A 22,438-nucleotide genomic window follows, 5' to 3' on the forward strand; every position below is an offset into this window, starting at 1 on the left:
AGGTTGTGATAGGAATGAAAATTGTCATTACAGATTATGCAGAGTCAATGATGCCAAGTCATGATTATGAAAAAGAAATTTTAAAAAATGGACTAGGTGATGATTTAGACATTGTTGTTTATGAGTACACAGATAATAAGGAAGAATTTTATCAAGTGATTAAAGATGCGGATGCTATTTTAACAGCATTTGTAAAAATTGATGAAGACATAATGGATCACGTGCCAGCTTTAAAAATTATCTCCATGAATGCTACTGGATATGACAATGTCGATTTAGCAGCAGCGAATGAAAGACACATTGGCGTTTGTCCTGTTGGTGAATATTGTACAAAAGATGTCGCCGAATTCACGATTACAATGATGTTAGCACTTGTTAAAAATTTGAAATATTATCAAAATGATATTGATCAGCATCATTTGTGGCGTTACGATTATGTAGCACCTAATAAACGATTATCAGAGATGACAATTGGAATATTTGGTTTAGGAAAAATTGGGAAAACAGTAGCCAAAAAAGCATTGGGACTAGATATGACTGTTATTGCTTGTGATCCATTTATAGAGGCACCCACAGATATCAATGTCAAGATGGTTTCAAAACAAGAATTGTTTGAAAAAGCAGATGTGATCACCAACAATATGAATCTAAATGAAACCAATTACGCCTACTTTAATTTGGATGCTTTTAATGCAATGAGTAAAAAACCATACTTTGTCAATATGGGAAGAGGAGCTAGTGTCGTTGAGACAGACTTGATAGAAGCATTAGACAAAGGCTTTATCAAAGGTGCAGCTGTAGATGTTTTAAAAGACGAAACTCCGGACTTAGAACACCACCCTTTAGTTAACAGAGAAAATGTCTATATTACACCACACGCGGCATTCTACTCAGTATCATCTTTAAAGGATCTCCAACGTATCTCAACAGAAAATATCGTTAATTACCTAACTGGCCACAAAGAAAAAGTGTTTAAATTAGTAAGTGAATTTTGAGGGAGAGGAATAAGAAAAAGTATCTAGTTTATGACTAGATACTTTTTTAGTGGAGAGTGACTATCAATTTCTACTCAACTTTTTACAAAAACCTTATGTTATAATATGAGTTGTATGTGCAATTTAATAATTTTTGAAAGAGGAAAGTTTCTTTGAAACCTAAAAAAGTAGAATTAACAGAGTTATTTTATGATCTTGTCTATGTTTACGCCATTAGTCAGATTACCAGTTTAATTCGCCATTTACATCATGGGTTAGTGACGCCATTTGGATTTTTATCATTTGCCATTGGGTTAATTATTTATGTTAATTCTTGGATGGTGCAGACTGTTTTTACCAATCATTTTGGAAAGAATAGTTTGACAAATATTTTATTCATGTTTGCTCAAATGTTATGTTTAATGATTTCCTCAACAGCTATTACGAACAATTGGTCAGATTCTTTTGTCTCATTTATTTTACCAGTAGCAATCATCTCATTGCTGTTACTGGGACAATACTTTTTGACTTACAAAAAGAGTCATCGTGACTCCGAAAGGTTATTTATCAAACAATTCTTTTACATTTTGGGTTTAAGAACGATATTATTGTTAGTGGCTTCATTTCTTCCTCACAGATTAGGTTTACTTGTAGCAGTTGTTGGGATATTTTTGACTTGGCTAATGCCAGGATTTTTGACAGACCCCAAACGTCACAATCAATTAAGTGATGTTGATCCAATCAATTTTCCACTTTTGATTGAGCGACTATCTTGTTTGGTTATTATTACTTTTGGGGAAATGATTATTAGTATTGCCAAGTATTTTACCGTTTCTACCTTTTCTCTTTTTTCAATTTTAATTTTTGTGATTGTATCAAATCTTTTTATGATGTATATTGTCGAAATGGATCATATGATTAATACTGAAAAAGCCTTCGTCACGGGGAATGGTGCCATTTACCTTCATTATTTTATCTTTTTTGGTCTTAGTTTGATTACAGTTGCCCTAGGATTTGTGGGTGAAGATGGGGCTAATATCATTTTTGTTCTTATATTACTCTACCTAGGAATACTTGCTCTATTAGTAGGTTTGCTCTCACACGTTATTTATAATCACAAGATGTTTCAATTTACAAGTCATGTTTATTTTGTTGAATTTGGCTTGTTACTAGTTGGCTTTTTAGTAAGTTTTGCATTTTTGAAATCCCTCTTTTCGCTAATTGTGATTGCTACAGTTATAACAACTGTCATGATGTGTTATTTTATTTATTATAGGATAAAAAATAGTAAAGAGTCGTAAAAAATTTATCATTCACTTAATTAGTAGCATGTTTCCCATATCTTATCTCGAAAAAGAACAGCTTGACATTTACTAATAGCGTGCTAAAATATTGGGTGTAGTCGCCGATTTAGCTCAGTTGGTAGAGCAACGCACTCGTAACGCGTAGGTCACAGGTTCGATCCCTGCAATCGGCAAAAAAGCACTGATATTTCAGTGCTTTTTTTCTTTTCTTAAAGTTATTTGAAATTAGCATTTTGGAAGTTTGAAAGGATTAAAAACAAATGCTATAGTTAAATTAAGAATAGCTATCAGGAGGAAAATCAGATGGAAAAGTTAGAACAAGTTGTCTTGCCAAATGGAGTGACGTTGAGAAATCCTTTAATCATGGCACCAATGACGACACAACTAAGTTTTTTTAATGGAGAGTTAACGCAAGATGAAATCACATACTATACCAATCGTTCTCACCATATTGGAGCTATCATAACTGCAGCTGCTAATGTTCAACCAGTCGGAAAAGGATGGGAAGGTGAGCTAGGCATTTTTGATGATAAATTTATTCCTAAATTAAGTCAATTAGCATCTGAAATCAAGCCTAATGGAGCAAAAGCTATTGTACAAATTTTTCATGCTGGCCGTATGACGAGTCACTTAACTAATGGTGGATTAACACCAGTTTCTGCCAGTGCTGTGGCGGCAGAAAGGGAAAATGCAGAAATCCCACGTGCATTGAAGGATGAAGAGATTCTTCAAGTAATTGAAGACTTTAAATTCGCTACTAAACGCGCTATTCAAGCTGGTTTTGATGGTGTTGAAATTCATGGTGCAAACACTTATTTAATACAACAATTTTTCTCTCCTCATTCAAATAGACGATAAGATAAATGGGGAGGAAGTCTTGAAAAACGATTTACTTTTATCAACACTTTAGTTGATGGCATTATTGATACCGTTAAGAAAAATAGTTCAAAACCATTCATCATTGGCTATCGCTTCTCACCAGAAGAGTTTGAAAATCCAGGTATTCAGCTTTCTGATACCTTGTACTTGGTAGACAAATTGTCTGAAAAAGAATTGGATTATCTCCATATTTCTTTAAATGATTACAAACGTCTTTCTGTTTCAAAAGACTACCAAGAAAAAACGATTCTAGCCTATGTTCATGATAAAATTGCAGGTAGATTACCATTAGTAGGTGTTGGTAGTGTTGCAAATCAAGAAGATGTTAAAAATGTATTGAATGATGCTGAATTAGTGGCTGCAGGTCAAGCATTGTTACATGATCTAAATTGGGGACAAAAAATATTAAAGAATCAACCAACTGAAGACTTACAAGCCTTAAAAGATAATCCTCGTCATCAAATGGCAGATGGCTTGTTTGGCTTTGTTAAAACATTTAGAATGGATGACCACTAAAAAAACAGTTGCTATGCAACTGTTTTTTTAGTTTGACTTAGCTAATTTATCGTGTCTAGTTTTTATGGTCTTTGGTTCTCTGTAGATAAAGTAACCAATAATCATAGCTCCTATTGTAAAGAGCACTAACATACCTGCTTGACTTCTGATGTTACCTGTTAGGGAAATGGTTTGTCTTAATCCTGAAACAGAATAATACATTGGTAAGAAGTGACTGATCTTTTTAAAGAAATGAGGGATGATTTCCAAAGGATAAGTTCCAGCACTTGAGCCAAGTTGTAATAATAAGAAGATAAGTGATGCAAATGACCCAAATCGTCTATCCCAACCAAGTAGTGCAGTCACAACTCCCATTGCTGTCCATGCCATCAGTAATATCATTAGGAATGTCCGCAATGGATAATTTGGATTAATACCCATGAGAAGAATTGTGGTGAATAAAACGATACTTGCTAAAGTTGAAATCATCCCATTCGTTAATAATTTTGATTTTGCCCATTCTTTTCGATTTTTTAATGGTAAACCTGAAAGTGAATCTGCGAATATAATATTTGTTGAGAGAGCAGCCACAATTAATGATACAGAAATCATATAAGGTGCCATACCTACACCATTAGTTTTGACATTATCATTATCTTTATGAGCTATTTTAATTGGACTTGAAAGATTTGTAGCATTATCTTTTTTGAATGATACGGTATTTAAACTTTTATCGGCATAGGCTAATTTTTCAGCCAGTGTCGTTGCACCTGTTGATAGTGACCCAACACCACTGTTTAAGGTATCAGCACCAACAGCTAGTTTACCAGCACCATCAGATAATTTCGCTGCGCCATTAGCTAATTGTGATGCACCATCATTTAATTGAGTGTTTTTACTTGTTAATTGATTGCTACCATCAATTAGTTTAGCAGTACCTGTAGTGATTTGACTGCTATTTGATGCTAATTTATTTGCCCCACTAGTTAAGGTAGATACCCCATTTGTGTAAGCAGTGATACCATTGTAAAGTTGTGTTCCACCAGATGTTAATTGACTTTGAACGGTTGTCACGCCTTGAGCAACTTGTTGACTACCAGGGATGATTTGTGAACTTAATGCACTATTGACACTTGATACACCTGAAGATAATTCAGTAATTGCAGTTGTCGCACCAGGGAGAGCTTGATTTGCAGCAGTATTAATTTGAGCAACGGATGATTTTAACATGTTAAGTTGTCCAGCAGCGCTTTGTAATTGTCCAGCAGCTGTTGAAAGTGCAGACAATGTTTGTCCCATAGATTGAGCATCTGCAATAATGGCTTGTGCATTAGTAGCTACAGTAGATGGGGAATTTGTCACAGCATTAGAAATTTCAGCTTGTTGATCAGATGTCATAGCTGCATATGCAGCTGTACTTTGTACGGCTTGCAAGGTGCTTGTTTTATCTGCAGCTGCAGCTTCTGAAATGGTTTTTGCTTTTGTCACAATATCAGTAAGGTTAGATTGGATACTTGAAGTATCTATAGAAGTTTGACTGCCTGTTGACATATTTGAAACAGCAGTGTTTAATTGATTGATACCAGCTTGTAATTGTGGTAGTCCTGTTGTTAAAGCTTGCATTTGCGCAGATTTTTCTTGTGAAACAGTCGTTGCATTTTGAAGTTTTTGGAGGCCAGCTGTTAAACTATTAGCACCATCAACTAATTTTTGGATATTTTGAGAACTATTTTTGAGTTGAGCGGCACCAGAAACGAGTTGTTGTGAATTACTGTTTAAGGTATTTGCCCCAGAAGCTAATTGATTAACACCTGAAGTGTAAGTGTTTAAACCACTAGATAATGTTGAAATACCAGCACCAAGAGTAGATACTCCGTTAGTGTATTGGTTAATACCACTATTCAAAGTGGAAGCACCGCTAGAAAGTGTACCTGTTGAACTAGATAATACATTTAAATTATCCGAAATTTGTTGGCTACCGTCTTTAAGTTTATTTGAGCCATCAGAGAGTTTCTTACTACCATTGGCAGCTTGTCCCATACCCTTTTTAAGGGTTTTTAAATTTGAGAACAATTCTTGATTATAAGTTTTAGTAATTTTTTTTGAAACCTTTGACTCTAATTTTGTCATCGCGGATTGCCCCATTTTTGAAGATGTAAAATTATGTCCTTTTGAAGTTTGGTAATGAATGGTTGCTTTCTCAGGATGATTACTTAAAATGGTAACGGCTTTTTTTGAAAGGTTGGTAAAGTGATAATCATGTAATACTTACCATTTTTAAGACCTTCTTGTGCTTTCTGTTGACTAGTAAAATGAAAATCTAAATTTTTAGATTCAGACATACTGTCCACCATTTTGTCACCAACATTGATGGTCTTATTTTGAAAAATTGCTGACTTATCTTGATTTACAACTGCAACAGGCAACTTGTCCAAATTCCCATATGGATTCCACATAGAACTTAGGAATACCAGTGCATAAAGTGCAGGGACTAAGGAGATACCAATGATGGTAACCCAAAGATTTGGACTTTTAAAAAGCATTTTTAAATCTTTTTTCATTATTTCTCCTCTATACATTTTGTCTAAATATGTTACAATAATTTATTATACAAACCTAAAAATTTTTTACAAGTTATTAAACCACTTTTTAGACAAAGTGTTTAAATGTGTACAAAGGTGAAAAAGAAAATGGATAAACGAAAAGAAAATACAAATAAAAATTTGGAATTGACACTTGCAAACTTACTTGAAACGTGTTCTTTTGATGATATTACAACAACCCAATTAGCCGAGGCAGCTGATATTAGTAGAAGTGGTTTTTATACGCATTATAAAGATAAGTATGAAATGATTGATATTTATCAAAATAAATTGTTTTCTCAGTTGGAGTATATTTTTGACAAACACAATGATAATACAAAAGGAGCTGCCTTAGAGATATTTGAATTTCTTTATAGAGAGCCTTTGTTTGCAGCTTTATTGTCCCAAAATGGAACCAGAGAAATTCAAGAATACATCAAAAATAAATTTAAAAGATTGCTTGTAAAAGATATCAATCTTGGTGTTTCTAAAGATATTCAATATCGTTTTGAAGTGAGAAATTTATCTGAGTCTGAAATGCAATATGCCATTACTTACTTAGTAAACGCCTTGTTTGGCGTTTGTCAAATGTGGATTGAGCGTGGGAAAAAAGAAAGTCCAGAACAAGTCACAAATGTTATTTTTAAAATGATGCATAATTAAGTTTAAGACTTTATGAGAAGAAACTTTACTTAGAACCTTAAGTTATCTCTTTGCAAAAGTTTTGAAATATGCTATAATGAAGGAATAAATACGGAAAGGTGGTGAGAAGTATCTCGCCACTTTTGTATTGAATATTAAAAAAATGAAGGTGAGTTGCCTTTTTTGAATGAGGGAGGAGATATTATCGCTAACACAACTATTGTTGATTTAGTCACAAAGCTTGTTGAGCTAGTTATTAGGGAACCTTATGAGCTAGTTGATGTGGAATATGAAAAAATGGGTAGTGATTATATTTTAAGTATTTTAGTTGATAAACCTGGTGGAATCAGTGTAGATGATACAACGGAATTAACTGAAATAATTAGTCCATTGCTTGATACCATTCAACCTGATCCATTTCCAGATCAATACATGCTTGAAGTTTCAAGCCCAGGTTTAGAACGTCCTTTAAAAACGAAGGAAAGTCTTGAAAAAGCTGTTGGTTCCTATATAAATGTAAGTTTGTATAAGGCTATTGATAAGGTGAAGGTTTTTCAAGGTGATTTGGTTTCTTTTGATGGAGACCAATTAATTATAGATTATCTAGATAAAACAAGAAAAAAAACTGTTTCTATCCCATATCAAACTGTTGCAAAGGCTCGTCTTGCAGTTAAAATATAAGGCCGTCTGTAAAAAAAGAGAACAATCAGAAAGGAATCATGCTTTTGCGTGAAGCAAAGCATCATAAACTATGAGCAAAGAAATGCTAGAAGCCTTCCGAGTATTGGAAGAAGAAAAACACATCAATAAAGATGATATCATTGAAGCTGTTACAGAGTCACTAAAATCAGCTTACAAACGTCGTTATGGTCAATCCGAATCTTGTGTTATTGAATACAATGAGAAAACTAGTGATTTCCAAGTTTTCACTGTGAGAGAAGTTGTTGAAGAAGTCTTTGACAGTCGTTTAGAGATTAGCTTGAAAGACGCTTTAGCCATTAGCTCAGCTTACGAATTAGGTGATAAAATTCGTTTTGAAGAGTCTGTGGCTGAATTTGGACGTGTTGCTGCACAATCTGCTAAACAAACTATAATGGAAAAAATGCGTCGCCAAATGCGTGAAGTTACTTTTAATGAGTATAAAGAACATGAAGGTGAAATCATGACTGGAACGGTTGAGCGTTTTGACCAACGTTTCATTTATGTAAATCTTGGTTCACTTGAAGCACAATTGTCACATCAAGATCAAATTCCAGGTGAAACATTCAAATCACATGACCGCATTGAAGTCTATGTCTACAAAGTTGAAAATAATCCAAAAGGGGTTAATGTTTTTGTTAGCCGTAGCCATCCAGAATTTATCAAACGCATTATGGAACAAGAAATTCCAGAAGTATTTGATGGAACAGTTGAAATAATGAGTGTATCACGCGAAGCTGGTGATCGTACCAAGGTTGCTGTAAGAAGTCACAATCCTAATGTGGATGCTATTGGTACCATCGTTGGTCGTGGCGGGTCAAACATTAAAAAAGTCATCAGTAAATTCCATCCAAAACGTATTGATGCAAAAACTGGACTTGAAATTCCAGTTGAAGAAAACATTGACGTTATTCAATGGGTTGATGATGCGGCTGAATTTATCTACAATGCTATTGCACCAGCAGAAGTTGATATGGTTTTATTTGATGAAACAGATAACAAACGCGCAACGGTCGTTGTACCTGATAGCAAATTATCATTAGCTATTGGTCGTAGAGGACAAAATGTTCGTTTAGCTGCCCACCTAACAGGTTATCGAATTGATATCAAATCTGCTAGTGAATATGACCAAATGGAAGCTGAAAGAGAAGCACAACTGAGTGAAGAAAGCTCAGATTCAGTTGAAACACCAGAAAGCGATTCAGAATAATAAGGAAAAAGAGGTGTTTAATGGCAAAGACAAAGAAAATACCTTTAAGAAAGTCTGTTGTATCAGGTGACGTTATTGACAAACGTGATTTACTTCGTATTGTTAAAACAAAAGAAGGTGACATCTCAATCGATCCAAGTGGAAAGAAAAATGGTAGAGGAGCTTATATCAAACTTGATAATCAAGAAGCTCTAGAAGCCAAAAAGAGAAAAGTTTTTAATAGAAGTTTTTCAATGGATATACCTGAGACATTTTATGATGAACTGATTGCTTATGTTGACCATAAAGTAAAAAGAAGAGAGTTAGGACTTGAATAATCGAGAACGTTTATCTCATTTACTAGGTCTGGCACAGCGTGCTGGAAAAGTTATTACAGGAGAAGAATTAGTTGTTAAAGCAATTCAATCTCAAAAAGGAAAACTGATTTTTCTAGCAAATGATGCAGGACCAAATCTAAGTAAAAAGATAACTGATAAAAGTCATTATTATAATGTAGAAGTCTCCACAGTGTTTACAACACTGGAATTAAGTTCTGCATTAGGTAAACCACGAAAAGTGGTTGCCGTTGCAGATGCTGGATTTTCAAAGAAAATGAGGACTCTTATGGAATAGACGAATAGGAGGACACCAATTGTCAAAGAAAAGATTACATGAAATTGCCAAAGAAATTGGTAAAAGTAGTAAGGAAGTTGTTGAGCGTGCTCAATCACTTGGAATGGCTGTTAAAAGTCATGCTTCTAGTGTTGAAGAAGCGGATGCTCAACGTATCACAGCTAGCTTTAACGATGGAAATTCAACGGTAACAAAAGAATCATCAGAAAAGCCTAAGCCAAAAAAAGAAGTAAACGAAAAAACGCAAACAGCTACAAATTCGACAAAAGAGCAAAGCGAAAAAACAAATCAAACAGTTGTTGCTAGACCAAAAAGTCGTAATTTTAAAGCAGAACGTGAAGCGCGAGCTAAAGAGCAAGAAGCAAGACGTCAACAAAATGCTAATAAGCGACAAACTGATCGTAGACGTGATAATCATCAAAATCAACAAGGTCAGTCTTCGTCACAAAATGGCAATCGCCAGTCAGGTTTTAAATCTGATCGTCGATCATCGAACCGCACTTTTGATAATAGTAGAGATTCACGAGGAAACCAACAACATGATTTCCGCAAACAAAGGAATCAACAGTCGTCGCAAGCAGACAATAAAAATCAAAGTAGACAACAAAGTGGTCAACGTATTGATTTCAAAGCAAGAGCAGCTGCATTGAAGGCAGAACAAAACGCAGAATACTCACGTCAAAGTGAAAAGCGTTTTAAAGAGCAAGAAGAAGCAAGACGACAAGCGAAAAAAGCTCAAGAAAATGCGCGAATTGAACGAGAAAACGCTAAAAAGCAAGAAGCGGTTAGAAAGCAAAAAGCTTCAGAATCCAAAGTTCAAAATACTGTTGCGCCTGAATCAGTTGCCAAACAAGTTACTGATACAAGACGTAAAAAACAAAATCGTCCAGAAAAATCACGTGATTTTAGTCATGAAAATGAAGATGGACCAAAACAAACTAAAAATAAGAAAAGCTGGAATAATCAAAACCAAGTGAGAAATCAAAGAAATAGTAACTGGAACAACAATAAGAAAAACAAAAAAGGTAAAAACAACCGGAATAATAACAATACTCCAAAACCAGTAACGGAGCGTAAATTCCATGAATTACCAAAAGAATTTGAGTATACTGAAGGAATGACGGTTGCAGAAATTGCAAAACGTATCAAACGTGAACCTGCAGAAATTGTTAAAAAACTCTTTATGATGGGAGTTATGGCAACTCAAAACCAATCACTAGATGGTGATACAATTGAATTGTTAATGGTAGATTATGGTATTGAGGCTCATGCTAAAGTTGAAGTTGATAATGCTGATATTGAACGTTTCTTTGAAGCTGATGACTATCTACAAGCTGAAAACTTAGTTGAAAGAGCACCTGTTGTTACAATCATGGGACACGTTGACCATGGTAAAACAACATTACTTGATACCTTAAGAAACTCACGAGTTGCAACTGGTGAAGCAGGAGGTATTACACAACATATTGGTGCTTACCAAATTGTTGAAGCTGGAAAAAAAATCACTTTCCTAGATACTCCAGGACATGCTGCCTTTACAAGTATGCGTGCACGTGGCGCTTCAGTTACAGACATTACAATCTTAATTGTTGCCGCTGATGATGGTGTTATGCCACAAACAGTTGAAGCAATTAATCATTCAAAAGCTGCTGGGGTTCCTATTATTGTTGCTATCAATAAGATTGATAAACCAGGTGCCAATCCAGAACGTGTTATTGGTGAATTAGCAGAGCACGGTATCATCTCAACAGCATGGGGCGGTGATAGCGAATTTGTTGAAATTTCTGCTAAATTTGGTAAGAATATCCAAGAATTACTAGAAACTGTTCTCCTTGTTGCTGAAATGGAAGAATTAAAAGCTGATCCACAAGTAAGAGCTATTGGTACTGTTATTGAAGCTCGCCTTGATAAAGGAAAAGGTGCCGTCGCAACACTCCTTGTACAACAAGGTACTTTACACGTTCAAGATCCAATAGTCGTCGGAAATACATTTGGTCGTGTTCGTGCCATGACAAATGACTTGGGTCGTCGTGTCAAATCTGCTGAACCATCTACACCAGTATCAATTACAGGTTTAAATGAAACACCAATGGCAGGAGATCATTTTGCGGTTTATGAAGATGAGAAAGCAGCGCGTGCAGCAGGTGAGGAACGTGCTAAACGTGCCCTTCTTAAACAACGTCAAAACACACAACGTGTCAGCTTAGAAAATCTATTTGATACCCTTAAAGCTGGTGAAGTTAAAACAGTTAATGTAATCATCAAAGCAGATGTTCAAGGTTCTGTTGAAGCCTTAGCAGCATCATTACTTAAGATTGATGTTGAAGGTGTTCGTGTAAATGTTGTCCACTCTGCAGTGGGTGCGATTAATGAGTCAGATGTTACACTAGCCGAAGCTTCAAATGCTGTTATTATTGGTTTTAATGTTCGTCCGACACCTCAAGCGCGTCAGCAAGCAGAAAGTGATGAAGTTGAAATTCGCTTACACAGTATTATTTACAAGGTCATTGAAGAAGTTGAAGAAGCTATGAAAGGTAAACTTGATCCAGAATTTGAAGAAAAAATTCTTGGTGAAGCGGTTATCCGTGAAACCTTTAAAGTATCTAAAGTTGGTACAATTGGTGGATTTATGGTTCTTAATGGTAAAGTAACACGTGATTCAAGTGTTCGTGTGATTCGTGATGGCGTTGTTATCTTTGATGGTCAGTTAGTCAGCTTGAAGCATTATAAAGACGATGTCAAAGAAGTCGGAAATGCACAAGAAGGTGGTTTGATGATTGATAAATTTAATGACCTTCAAGTAGATGACAATATTGAAGCTTACATTATGGAAGAAATCAAACGCAAATAATCACTTCCTAATCAAATAAAAATTGAGGAGGCCAATCATGGCAAATCATCGCGTTGATCGTGTTGGTATGGAGATTAAACGTGAGGTCAATGAAATCCTTCAAAAGAAAGTACGTGATCCACGAGTCCAAGGAATTACCATAACTGATGTTCAGATGCTTGGTGATTTATCTGCTGCTAAAGTATATTACACTATTATGAGTGAGTTAGCCTCAGATAATCAAAAAGCACAAACAGGCTTAGAAAAAGCAACTGGAACCATTAAACGAGAACTTGGTAAAAACCTAAAAATGTATAAAATTCCAGATTTAACATTTGAAAAAGATAATTCGATTGAATATGGTAATAAAATTGATCAAATGTTGCGCGATTTGGATAAAGATTAAAAAAGAGCCAGTTGGCTCTTTTTTTAAGTACTTGATTTGATAATCTCTTGTCTAATCTGTTCTTTTGCTTCATTTGCTTCAGAAATTGGATAAATTGGATAAACATGATTCATTCCTGCTTTTTCGTAGTAAGTGACATCATGATTTCTTTCTTTTAACAGTTTAGCATAATCACGGATATCAGGATAAAAAATTTCTCTAGTCCCTGTAAAGAGAGAGATCGGTGCTAAATGATCAGTTCTTCCATTTTTGGGACTAACATATTCATGTGTCATTAAATCTTTACTTCTTGCCCAATATTCACCGACGCGTTTTAAACCCCAAGCAGATAAGATAGGATCCGTTTTTTCATAATCTTTTATTTCTGGGTGTGACATGGTGACATCAAGCCAAGGCGAAAGCAGGATTATTCGTTTTGGTTGAAGCAAAGTGTAGGGTTTTGCTTCATAATTTAAAGCGTGTCCCAAACCCAAAGCCAATCCACCACCAGCTGAATCTCCCATTAAAAAGAAATTTTCCTGATTTTGTTGATGGAAATGACGGTAGACATTGACTACCTTAGGCATAACGGTATAGTAAGTGTTTCTAGGTGTCTTTGGATAAATAGGAAACACAATTTTTGCATCTAATGTTTGAGACAGTTCTTTTAACATGCTGATATGGTATGAAGTAGGATTATTTAAATAAGAACCACCATGCAGGTAAAAAATTGTCTTTTGTTTGGGATTGTGATGGTCATTCCAACTATATACTTGCATTCCTTCAAGTGATTCACTCTTTAGTTGACCATAGACATCATTATTAGTTAGGCTATAACCTTTGTCAGTTTCCGCTTGAGATTCATCAAGGTATTTCTTAAAGTCAACATCATCTTGTGGTTTGTAATAGCTCTTATCACCTTTTAACCAGAAGTACTGTTCAATAAGCCAGCTTTTCCATGATCTAGAACTGGCATAAGTGGTTTGACCAAGAGACATAAGAACAAGAACAGTCAAAAATAGTAAACATTTTTTCTTAATGGATAACATAAAAGTCCTTTCATATTACTGATATAATACAATAATACTAAATAAGAAAAAATTGTCAAGGTAATTTAGTTTAATTAATTCAAAAAATCTAGAAAATTTGATATTATATATTTACAAATGTAGATTCAAAAGGAAGTGATTAAATGACAATTTCCGCATCTGAATGGGAAGTTATGCGTGTTATTTGGGCAAAAAAAGATATCAAAAGTTCAGAAATTATTGAAATTCTTCAAAAAAAGTTTGCTTGGAGTGATTCAACGATTAAAACATTGATTTTAAGACTTGTTGAAAAACAGGCTATATCAAGTCACAGACAAGGTAGAGCATTTCTTTATACCGCTGAGATAAATCAAGATCAATTTCAAGAAGAAGAAATAGATAATGTGTTTTCTAAAATCTGTGTGACTAATCATAGTAAATACATTGCAAAATTAATCTCAGAAACGCCGATGACTAAAAGTAATATTGAACAGTTAAAACAGTTATTAGATAAAAAAGAAGCTGTAGACACAGTCGTTTGTCATTGCTTACCAGGGCAATGTCAATGTCATCATCATCTTCAAGCTTAAAAAGTAGCTAACTCTTTTAGCTACTTTTTTTATTAACGTTGACTATTTGGAATTGCAAACCGGTGGTTTCCCCATTGACGGTCATGAGTTGCTTTCGCTTCATTTAGAATACGTTCAATGGATCCAAATGTGTAATATCCTTCTTTATAATCACTTAACTTTTTGAGATAGGAATCTACTTGTGAATCTGATAGTCCACCATACTTGCCGTCTTTCATATTTTGAATTTCAGATACAGCCTTAGCATAGACGTCATCTAATTGTTTGTTACTCTCAATATCACTTGTTACTTTGCTTTTTTCTTCTTATTGGGCAAATGCTTGACGACTGGTTTTTTCAGCATTTCTTTTATCAGCTTGTTCTTTCTTCCATTTTTCGTATCTTACTTTAAAACTGTCAGTTTGTTTAGCACTTACCTGTGTAGCTGTTGCAAAAGTGGTTGCAGTTAAAAGAGTTACTGCAGATGTTAATAATAATTTCTTCATTATTGTAACCTTTCTTTAATAAAATAATGAATTAATCATACTAAAAATAAGTCATTGTGTAAATATTGTATCAATAAAACAACACTAAAGTTATTATCAATATACTTTACACATCATTTTTTCGTGATAAACTAGTATTAGAAGAAGAGTTGGAGGGGAAAATGGCCATTAATGTTTGGGATATTCTCAGTATCATTGGCACAATTGCTTTTGCACTTTCAGGTGCTATTGTAGCAATGGAAGAAGAATTTGATATCTTAGGTATATTTGTTTTAGGATTTGTCACAGCTTTTGGTGGTGGTGCTATTAGAAACGTTCTAATTGGTCTTCCTATAAATGCATTATGGGGACAAGGTCCAGAGTTTCATTTTGCCTTAGGTGCAATGATTATTATTATGTTATTCCCGAAAGTTGTTGCAAAAGGTTGGGTCAGAGCAGAAGTCTTAACTGATGCTATTGGTTTAGCAGCCTTTAGTGTTCAAGGAGCTCTTCATGCGGTTAGATTAGAACAGCCTCTTAGTGCAGTTATTGTTGCTGCTGTTTTAACAGGTGCTGGTGGTGGTGTCGTAAGAGATGTTTTGGCAGGTCGAAAACCAAATGTTTTACGAAGTGAAGTTTATGCTGGATGGTCGATTATTGCTGGTTTAGTACTTTTCTTTAAAATAGCGACAACGGACATCGAATACTATGTATTGGTAGTAGTTTTAACGGCTCTTCGGATGATAGGTAATAAGAAAAAGTGGCATTTGCCTAAAATTAATTGGAAACAAGATAAGGAGAACACATGATTAAACTCATTGCAATCGATTTGGATGGAACATTATTAAATTCTGAGAAAAAAATTCCTAAAAAAAATAGTGAAGCTATTAAAGCAGCTGTAGAAGCTGGTGTCAAAATTGTTCTTTGTACTGGTAGACCAAAATCAGGAACAAAACCATTCTTTGAACAACTAGGATTAGGATTACAAAATGAAGAATATGTTATTTTAAATAATGGCTGTTCCACTTATAGTACTAAAAATTGGGAGCTTGTTGCTTATCACCAATTAACGCCACGCCAGATAGAAGCACTTCAAAGCCTGACTCTTTCTTTTCCAGAAATAGAATTAACGGTAACTGGTGAAAATACTTATTTTTCAGTATCTGAAAGAGTCTCTAAGCTTGTATCTGATGATGCAAAATCTGTTTTTACAACATGTCAAGCTGCAAGTATTGAGGCTATTGAAGCATCACAAGAAATTCTTTTTCAAGCAATGTATATGGGGCCAGAAGAAGCTTTAGATGTTTTTGAAAAACAATATGGTCCAGAATTAAGAAATGCCTATAGTCCAGTTCGTAGTCAAAAACATATCTATGAAGTGATGCCAAAAGATGTGACCAAAGCTACTGGACTAAGAGAATTAGCAGTTGTACTAGGTATTGATCCAGAAGAAATTATGGCATTAGGTGATGCTGCAAATGATTTAGAAATGTTGCAATTTGCAGGTTTAAGTGTAGCAATGGGAAATGCAAGTCAAAAGGTAAAAGATAACTGTGACGTCATCACACTTGATAATGATCAAGCTGGTGTTGGAGAGGCCATCTATAAGTACGTTTTAAATAACTAAAAAAAACTCTAGTAAACTAGAGTTTTTTTAGGTTAATAATGGCAATCCTAAATTTGCCATTTCTTCAGCTGGAATGACCATATCATCAGAAATCCAATTTGACAAAACAGAAACGACAGCATTGCTCCAAAATGAACTTTTGTATTTAGAAATGACGTGTTGACTTAATCTTTGGTATGCTTTAAGTCGTTTGGCAACTAAAGAAATTAAGACTGGCTGTAGATGTTGCTCAGTAATGATTTTTAAGAGACTAGCCTCTTTTTTAGCTTCCTGAAATAAAAAAAGCCAAACTTGATCGTGCTGTGTTTTTAAATCAAAGGTTTTGAGTTGTTTAAAAAGTCTTCTAATGACTGATTTGATGATGCTTTCTAAAATACTTAATTTTGATGAGTAATTTCTGTAAAAAGCATTTCTTGAAACACCAGCTTTACGAACTAATTCTGAAATTGAAATAGCATCAAAAGTTTTTTCTTTTAGAAGCAATAGTAAAGAAGTCTCAATAGCTTCACATGTTAGTTGTCGAGATATTTTATTGGCCTTAGTGAGGTTGTCTAATGACTTTTCAGATATAACTTTTTCAGGCATGACAAATTCTCCTCTTTTGTGACATCAGATTAGACAATACAGTAATATCTGTCTATTAATGATATAATTTTAAGTGAAAATAGTTTGTTTGTCAAATTATTTTTGAGAATAGAAGACGAGGAAAAAGAATATGACATGGAAAATTGTTGTTGATTCAGGTTGTGATTTAAAAGCTTTGACACAAAATGTTCCACATTTACACTTTGAAAGAGTCCCTTTAACATTGCAAGTTGGAAATTCAGTTTATGTTGATGACTATGGTTTGGATATTGAAGATATGATGAATTCAATGTATGCCAATGATTTACCGACAAAATCTAGCTGTCCAAGTCCAGATGCTTTTCTTAATGCTTATCGTGGCTATGATAAGATTATTGTCATCACTATTACGAGTAATTTATCCGGAAGTTATAATAGCGCTAGTCTTGCGAAAAATTTATATTTAGAAGAGCGTCCAGATACCCAAATTCATATAATTGACAGTCTTTCAGCTGGAGGTGAAATGGATTTACTAGCCATGAAATTAGAGAATCTCATAGCTGAAGGTCTCATATTTGAAGAAGTGGTAGAGAAAATTAAGGCTTATCAAGAAAAGACAAAACTCATTTTTGTTCTTGCCAAAGTGGATAATTTAGTGAAAAATGGTCGACTCAGTAAACTAGTTGGTAAGGTAGTTGGTTTATTAAACATCAGAATGGTAGGACAAGCTAGCTCGGAAGGAACTTTGGAACTTTTGCAGAAAGCAAGGGGCCAAAAAAAGGCAGTCAAAGCAACCTATGAAGAAATGTTAAAATCTGGCTACAAAGGTGGAAAAGTGTTTATTGGGAACCAAAAAAATGAAAAAATTTGTCAGCAGTTAGAAGAATTGATAAAACCTCTGTTTCCAAATGCTGAAATCATTAGACAAGACCTCTCTGGCTTATGTAGTTTTTATGCTGAAAAAGAAGGAATCCTAATGGGATATGAAATATAAAAAAAGAGCAGTCGCTCTTTTTTTTATGGATTTGTTTCTGTAGCAGATTACGAATCAGTATTTGGATTGGGTTGTTCATTACTTGATGCTGAAGGTGTCGTTTGAGATTCACTTGGTGTAGGGGTTTGAGGTGTAGATGTATTTGGAATAGTAACTGAGGGTGTTGTTGGCTGTTGATTTTGAATGGTTGGTGTGCTTTGTGAATTACCAGCTGTTGCTTGACTATTATCAGCCGTGTTATTGTCTTCTACAGCACTGCTTTCTGGAACAGAAATATCTTCTGATTGGTCAACTGAAGCATTAGTGCTTGGAATAACGATTGCATCTAAACGTTTTTGAAGCTTGGTTTTTCTATCACCGTCTGCTAACTGATTAACAGCTTCTTTAGCAGTATCTAAGTTTCCTTGTGTTGGATTGGTCTCAACAGCAGACACTAATTCTTGTGCCTTGATAAATTCGGAGATGGCTGTAATTCTTTTTTGAAGGCTATCTTTTTTAGGATTATCAACTTTATCCAATGCGGCTTGAGCTTTTTCCAGTAATTCTTTACTTGGGTTTGCTTCTAATTCTTTAATTAGTTTTTCTGCCTCTTTTGTTGATTGATTTTTGGTCACAGCATTTGAACTTGAAGTTGTTACAGAAGTACTTGATGATTCCGTTCCATATAAAAGGTAAACCATACCTCCAACGGCTATTAAAATAATACTTAACATTAAATAGATGGTTTCATTTTTTTTCTGTTTCATAGTAACTCCCTTTCATAACTCATTACTATTATAGCTTTTATTTTAAAAATTGAAAATAGTACTTTTGAAACAACTGCATTTATTATTTTACCCAATAAAAATAATAAAAAGATGATAAAAATTAAAAACAACTTGTCATAAATGAGTATATCATTTAAAATAATAATATCATTTTATGACAAAATTATAATAAGTTGAGGAAATTAAAGTGTCTATTAATTGGCAAGAAGTCATCTTTTATTTTTTAGGAGGTTTAGGTCTATTTTTATTTAGTATCAAATATATGGGTGATGGCTTACAGCAGGCGGCGGGTGATAAGTTAAGGTATTACATTGATAAATACACTAGTAATCCATTATTAGGCATTTTAGTGGGTCTTGCTATGTCTGCATTAATTCAATCAAGTTCTGGTGTGACTGTTATTACTGTAGGATTAGTCTCAGCAGGTTTATTAACACTTAGGCAGGCTATAGGTATTGTTATGGGTGCCAACATTGGGACAACAGTGACATCATTTTTAATTGGTTTTAAGTTAGGTGATTATGCCTTACCAATGCTATTTGTTAGTGCACTCTTTCTTTGTTTTACAAAAAACCGTAAGTTAAATCAAATCGGCCGTGTTATCTTTGGAATTGGGGGGATTTTTTTCTCCTTAAACATTATGGGAGATGCGATGGAGCCTTTAAAATCTGTCGAAGTCTTTCAAACTTACTTAGCAACCTTGGGTGGAAAACCTTTTCAAGGTATCTTTATCGGAACTGGTTTAACCATGCTGATCCAATCTTCTGCAGCTATCATAGGTATTATTCAAGGTTTATTTTCGAGTCACTTATTAGATTTACAAGGTTCTATTCCCATACTACTTGGTAGTAATATTGGGACCTGTATTACAGCAGTGTTAGCTGCTATTGGAGCAACAGCTTCAGCCAAAAGAGTTGCTGCAGCACATGTTCTTTTCAATGTTATTGGCACAATTATTTTTATGGTGTTTTTAGTACCCTATACAAGTCTAATTGACTGGTTGGAATTTCATTTAACCTTAACTCCAGAGATGACGATTGCTTTTGCACATGGTCTCTTTAATATTGCAAATACAATTTTATTGTTCCCGTTTATTGGAGCATTAGCACTTTGTGTTGAGAAAATAATTCCAGGTCAAGATAAGACTCCAAAGTACCATACTATTTTTCTGGATCCCCTTTTAATCACACAAGCACCTTCAATTGCTTTAGGAAATGCCAAAAAAGAATTAATACAATTAGCATCGTATGCAATACAAGCTTTTGAAGCATCCTACTATTATATTAATCACAAAGATATAAGGTATGCTAAGAAGATTGCAACTTTTGAAGCAACAGTAGATAATATAGATGAAGCTTTGACTTCTTATCTTGTTAATATTTCAAATGAAAGTTTAAGTCCTAGAGAAAATGAACTATTAGCTGGTGTTTTAGATGCAACTAGGGATTTAGAAAGAATTGGAGATCATGCTGATGCATTGGGTCAATTAATTCATAATATGATAAAGAAAAAAGTGGGTTTTTCTGATATAGATCAAGAAGAGATGGAAATGATGTATCAGCTAACTCATCAAATTGTATTAGATGCCATAAAAGCTATTGTAGACGAAGATGTTAGCCTTGCTAATGATATTATTATTCGTCATAAAAAGGTCAAACATTTAGAACGAAAATTACGGAAAACACATATTTCAAGGTTAAACAATGGTCAGTGTAGTGCTCAAGCTGGAATTAGCTTTATTGATATCATGTCACACTACACTAGAATTACTGACCATGCTTTAAATTTAGCCGAAAAAGTTACTCTCTCTCAAATTTAAATTGGTGATTTTTATCGCTAATTTATTTTTTATCTAAAGTGGTATATACCATTTACAAATGAAAAAATAAGGCGTATAATGACAATAGTGGAGGAAATAAAATGACAAAATATATACATGCAGATCGTTTTTATTACCTTGAAGGTGTAAAAGAAGGGGGTTACTTAGAAATAGTTGATGGTAAATTTGGCCAATGGACTAAAGAAAAACCTTCTGAAGGAGTTATTATTGATTATAGTGGTTTTCAAATTGCTCCTGGATTAGTTGACACTCATATTCATGGTTTTGGTGGTGCTGATGTTATGGATAATTCAGCTGATGGGATTCATACAATGAGTGAAGGCTTGCTGTCTACAGGTGTCACATCATTCTTACCAACAACTTTAACCTCATCGTCTGAAAGACTCGAAGCTGTTTCGGCTACAGTCGCTTCTGTTGCTGGTAGTGAAAAAGGCGCAAAAATTCGTGGTATTTACTTCGAAGGACCTTACTTTACTGAAGAGTATAAAGGTGCCCAAAATCCAATCTATATGAAAAATCCTAGTTTGGTAGAATTTGAAAAATGGCAAAAAGCTGCCAATGGACTAATAACTAAAATTGCCTTAGCACCAGAAAGAGAAAATGTTGCTGAATTTGTTTCAACTGTTACAAAACAAGGAGTTACAGTGGCACTAGGCCATTCTAATGGAACTTATAATGAAGCAAAGGAAATTACCGAGGCTGGGGCATCAGTTTGGGTGCACGCTTATAATGGAATGAGAGGCCTTACACACAGAGAACCAGGAATGGTTGGTGCTGTATACAATATTCCAGATACCTATGCAGAGCTTATCTGTGATGGTCATCATGTATCACCAGTAGCGTGTGAAATACTGATGCACCAAAAAGGTCACGACCGTGTCGCAATGATTACTGACTGCATGCGTGCAGGTGGTTCTTCAGATGGTGATTATATGCTAGGTGAATTTCCAGTTATTGTAGAAAATGGGACTGCTCGTCTTAAAGATAGTGGAAATCTTGCTGGTTCAATTTTAAAATTAAAAGATGGGATAAAGAATGTTGTTTCTTGGGGTATTGCAACACCAGAACAAGCGATTCATATGAGTAGCTATGTACCAGCTGTATCAGTTGGGATTGATGATGTTTGTGGGCAAATCAAAGAAAATTATGACGCAGACTTTATTGTTTTAGATAAAGACTTGGAATTAGTATCAACCTATTTGAACGGTGAGGAAGTTTGGAAAGCCTAAAAAGACTATTTATTTAGTCTTTTTTAATTTATTAAAGTAAGATGACAAAAAGATTTGACATAAAACCAATTATTTTTTATAATATTGTACTATCATATAAATACAATAGGAGATAAAAATGTCAATTATTATTTGTAGCATGCTTATCATGTTTATTATCCGTTTAGCCTACTTAAAATTATCAATCAAGAATGAAAAAGCACTAAGAATGAACGGTGCTACAGAGTACGGAGTAGGTGTCTCAAAAGCCATAACTATTTTGCACATAATTCTATATTTTTCGGCATTAACCGAAGCTATTGTTAAGAAAGCATCATTTACTCACATCAGTCTTTTAGGTTTGTGTCTTATGATTTTTTCTGTGATTGTTTTACACACTGTCACGCGTTTATTAGGTAGTATCTGGACGGTTAAATTAATGCTAGCTAATAATCACCTTTACGTGGATCACTGGTTGTTTAGAGTTGTAAAGCATCCAAATTATTTTTTAAACATTGGTCCTGAATTAGTAGGAATAGTTTTACTATGTCATGCTAAATATACTGCTATCATTGTTTTACCTCTTTATTGTTTTGCCATTTATTTGAGAATTAAAGAAGAAAATCGTCTATTGAGGACAATTATTATTCCAAATGGTATTAAACGTTAATTTAAAATAAAGACTACTATAATAGATAGTAGACAGCTTTATTATTTTTTGTTATACTGTCTCAATAAGAAGAG

The 22,438-nt window shown here is 34.3% G+C and carries 21 protein-coding genes, 1 tRNA gene and 2 pseudogenes; 18 read left to right on the forward strand and 6 right to left on the reverse strand.

Translation table 11 applies throughout. The features are described 5' to 3' along the window. The first annotated feature begins 14 nt into the window (after positions 1 to 14). From STRUR_RS02075 to STRUR_RS11185, 4 genes and pseudogenes are all read left to right on the forward strand, one after another. Positions 15 to 995 (forward strand): NAD(P)-dependent oxidoreductase, encoded by a 981-nt coding sequence (locus STRUR_RS02075; protein WP_006738880.1) that lies wholly within the window; start codon positions 15 to 17, stop codon positions 993 to 995. Positions 996 to 1,147: 152 nt separating this feature from the next. Continuing rightward, a complete protein-coding gene (locus tag STRUR_RS02080; protein WP_006739365.1) occupies positions 1,148 to 2,275 on the forward strand; it encodes a low temperature requirement protein A in 1,128 nt (375 codons plus the stop codon). Between the two features lie 103 nt (positions 2,276 to 2,378). Further along, positions 2,379 to 2,451 (forward strand) — tRNA-Thr (locus tag STRUR_RS02085). Between the two features lie 130 nt (positions 2,452 to 2,581). After that, positions 2,582 to 3,673 (forward strand): annotated as a pseudogene (locus STRUR_RS11185) (NADH-dependent flavin oxidoreductase). A 27-nt stretch (positions 3,674 to 3,700) separates the two neighbouring features. Here STRUR_RS11185 and STRUR_RS02100 read toward each other — a convergent pair. After that, a pseudogene (locus STRUR_RS02100) lies at positions 3,701 to 6,213 on the reverse strand (YhgE/Pip family protein). A gap of 129 nt (positions 6,214 to 6,342) precedes the next feature. Here STRUR_RS02100 and STRUR_RS02105 point away from each other — a divergent pair. The 7 genes from STRUR_RS02105 (at position 6,343) to rbfA (ending at position 12,633) form a co-directional block, all read left to right on the forward strand. Then, complete coding sequence (locus tag STRUR_RS02105) at positions 6,343 to 6,897, forward strand: TetR/AcrR family transcriptional regulator (RefSeq protein WP_006740659.1); 555 nt, start codon at positions 6,343 to 6,345, stop codon at positions 6,895 to 6,897. A 162-nt stretch (positions 6,898 to 7,059) separates the two neighbouring features. Further along, positions 7,060 to 7,557 (forward strand): ribosome maturation factor RimP, encoded by a 498-nt coding sequence (gene rimP, locus STRUR_RS02110; protein ID WP_006739440.1) that lies wholly within the window; start codon positions 7,060 to 7,062, stop codon positions 7,555 to 7,557. 70 nt (positions 7,558 to 7,627) lie between these two features. After that, the gene (gene nusA, locus STRUR_RS02115) at positions 7,628 to 8,785 is read left to right on the forward strand and encodes a transcription termination factor NusA (RefSeq protein ID WP_006738873.1); all 1,158 of its coding nucleotides are present in this window, start codon (positions 7,628 to 7,630) and stop codon (positions 8,783 to 8,785) included. A 20-nt stretch (positions 8,786 to 8,805) separates the two neighbouring features. After that, positions 8,806 to 9,102, forward strand: a complete 297-nt coding sequence (gene rnpM / locus STRUR_RS02120; RefSeq protein ID WP_006738503.1) for an RNase P modulator RnpM — start codon at positions 8,806 to 8,808, stop codon at positions 9,100 to 9,102. After that, entirely contained in the window at positions 9,095 to 9,397 is a 303-nt protein-coding gene (locus STRUR_RS02125) for a YlxQ-related RNA-binding protein (protein WP_006740391.1), read from the forward strand. The genes rnpM and STRUR_RS02125 overlap by 8 nt, the downstream gene beginning before the upstream one ends. Positions 9,398 to 9,416: 19 nt before the next feature. Beyond that, positions 9,417 to 12,248, forward strand: a complete 2,832-nt coding sequence (gene infB, locus STRUR_RS02130; RefSeq protein ID WP_006739827.1) for a translation initiation factor IF-2 — start codon at positions 9,417 to 9,419, stop codon at positions 12,246 to 12,248. A 37-nt stretch (positions 12,249 to 12,285) separates the two neighbouring features. Beyond that, on the forward strand, positions 12,286 to 12,633 hold the full coding sequence (rbfA, locus tag STRUR_RS02135) for a 30S ribosome-binding factor RbfA (protein WP_006738673.1): 348 nt from the start codon (positions 12,286 to 12,288) through the stop codon (positions 12,631 to 12,633). A 23-nt stretch (positions 12,634 to 12,656) separates the two neighbouring features. Here the strand turns inward: rbfA and STRUR_RS02140 are convergent, their stop codons facing one another. After that, positions 12,657 to 13,661 (reverse strand): alpha/beta hydrolase fold domain-containing protein, encoded by a 1,005-nt coding sequence (locus STRUR_RS02140; protein ID WP_006739271.1) that lies wholly within the window; start codon positions 13,659 to 13,661, stop codon positions 12,657 to 12,659. A gap of 143 nt (positions 13,662 to 13,804) precedes the next feature. Between STRUR_RS02140 and STRUR_RS02145 the strand changes: the two genes are divergently transcribed. Next, complete coding sequence (locus STRUR_RS02145) at positions 13,805 to 14,230, forward strand: CopY/TcrY family copper transport repressor (protein ID WP_006739034.1); 426 nt, start codon at positions 13,805 to 13,807, stop codon at positions 14,228 to 14,230. 32 nt (positions 14,231 to 14,262) lie between these two features. On the opposite strand, the gene STRUR_RS02150 is transcribed toward STRUR_RS02145, so the two are convergent. Together STRUR_RS02150 and STRUR_RS02155 are read right to left on the reverse strand one after the other, a co-directional pair. Beyond that, positions 14,263 to 14,448, reverse strand: coding sequence for a hypothetical protein (locus tag STRUR_RS02150; protein ID WP_006740661.1), 186 nt, complete (start codon positions 14,446 to 14,448; stop codon positions 14,263 to 14,265). A gap of 87 nt (positions 14,449 to 14,535) precedes the next feature. Then, positions 14,536 to 14,715, reverse strand: coding sequence for a hypothetical protein (locus STRUR_RS02155; RefSeq protein WP_006740453.1), 180 nt, complete (start codon positions 14,713 to 14,715; stop codon positions 14,536 to 14,538). A 161-nt stretch (positions 14,716 to 14,876) separates the two neighbouring features. On the opposite strand from STRUR_RS02155, the gene STRUR_RS02160 reads away from it, so the two are divergent. Next, positions 14,877 to 15,503: a trimeric intracellular cation channel family protein gene (locus STRUR_RS02160; protein ID WP_006738398.1), complete on the forward strand. Its 627-nt coding sequence runs from the start codon at positions 14,877 to 14,879 to the stop codon at positions 15,501 to 15,503. Continuing rightward, positions 15,500 to 16,321, forward strand: a complete 822-nt coding sequence (locus STRUR_RS02165) for a Cof-type HAD-IIB family hydrolase (protein WP_006739404.1) — start codon at positions 15,500 to 15,502, stop codon at positions 16,319 to 16,321. The genes STRUR_RS02160 and STRUR_RS02165 overlap by 4 nt, the downstream gene beginning before the upstream one ends. Before the next feature lie 27 nt (positions 16,322 to 16,348). Here the strand turns inward: STRUR_RS02165 and STRUR_RS02170 are convergent, their stop codons facing one another. Then, entirely contained in the window at positions 16,349 to 16,906 is a 558-nt protein-coding gene (locus STRUR_RS02170; protein WP_006739849.1) for a TetR/AcrR family transcriptional regulator, read from the reverse strand. A 130-nt stretch (positions 16,907 to 17,036) separates the two neighbouring features. Between STRUR_RS02170 and STRUR_RS02175 the strand changes: the two genes are divergently transcribed. Continuing rightward, positions 17,037 to 17,879, forward strand: coding sequence for a DegV family protein (locus STRUR_RS02175; protein ID WP_006740219.1), 843 nt, complete (start codon positions 17,037 to 17,039; stop codon positions 17,877 to 17,879). Positions 17,880 to 17,926: 47 nt separating this feature from the next. Here the strand turns inward: STRUR_RS02175 and STRUR_RS02180 are convergent, their stop codons facing one another. Continuing rightward, complete coding sequence (locus tag STRUR_RS02180; protein WP_006740286.1) at positions 17,927 to 18,625, reverse strand: RodZ family helix-turn-helix domain-containing protein; 699 nt, start codon at positions 18,623 to 18,625, stop codon at positions 17,927 to 17,929. A 208-nt stretch (positions 18,626 to 18,833) separates the two neighbouring features. Here STRUR_RS02180 and STRUR_RS02185 point away from each other — a divergent pair, with 208 nt between their 5' ends. The 3 genes from STRUR_RS02185 to STRUR_RS02195 all read left to right on the forward strand — a co-directional run bounded on the left by STRUR_RS02185 (position 18,834) and on the right by STRUR_RS02195 (position 22,364). Next, the gene (locus STRUR_RS02185) at positions 18,834 to 20,465 is read left to right on the forward strand and encodes a Na/Pi cotransporter family protein (protein WP_006740257.1); all 1,632 of its coding nucleotides are present in this window, start codon (positions 18,834 to 18,836) and stop codon (positions 20,463 to 20,465) included. A 101-nt stretch (positions 20,466 to 20,566) separates the two neighbouring features. Next, positions 20,567 to 21,715 carry an N-acetylglucosamine-6-phosphate deacetylase gene (gene nagA / locus STRUR_RS02190; RefSeq protein ID WP_006739508.1) on the forward strand — a complete coding sequence of 383 codons (1,149 nt, stop codon included), beginning with the start codon at positions 20,567 to 20,569 and terminating at the stop codon, positions 21,713 to 21,715. Between the two features lie 118 nt (positions 21,716 to 21,833). Further along, entirely contained in the window at positions 21,834 to 22,364 is a 531-nt protein-coding gene (locus tag STRUR_RS02195; RefSeq protein WP_006738987.1) for an isoprenylcysteine carboxyl methyltransferase family protein, read from the forward strand. The last annotated feature ends 74 nt before the right edge of the window (positions 22,365 to 22,438 follow it).

Source organism: Streptococcus urinalis 2285-97 (assembly GCF_000188055.2).
Lineage (GTDB): Bacteria > Bacillota > Bacilli > Lactobacillales > Streptococcaceae > Streptococcus > Streptococcus urinalis.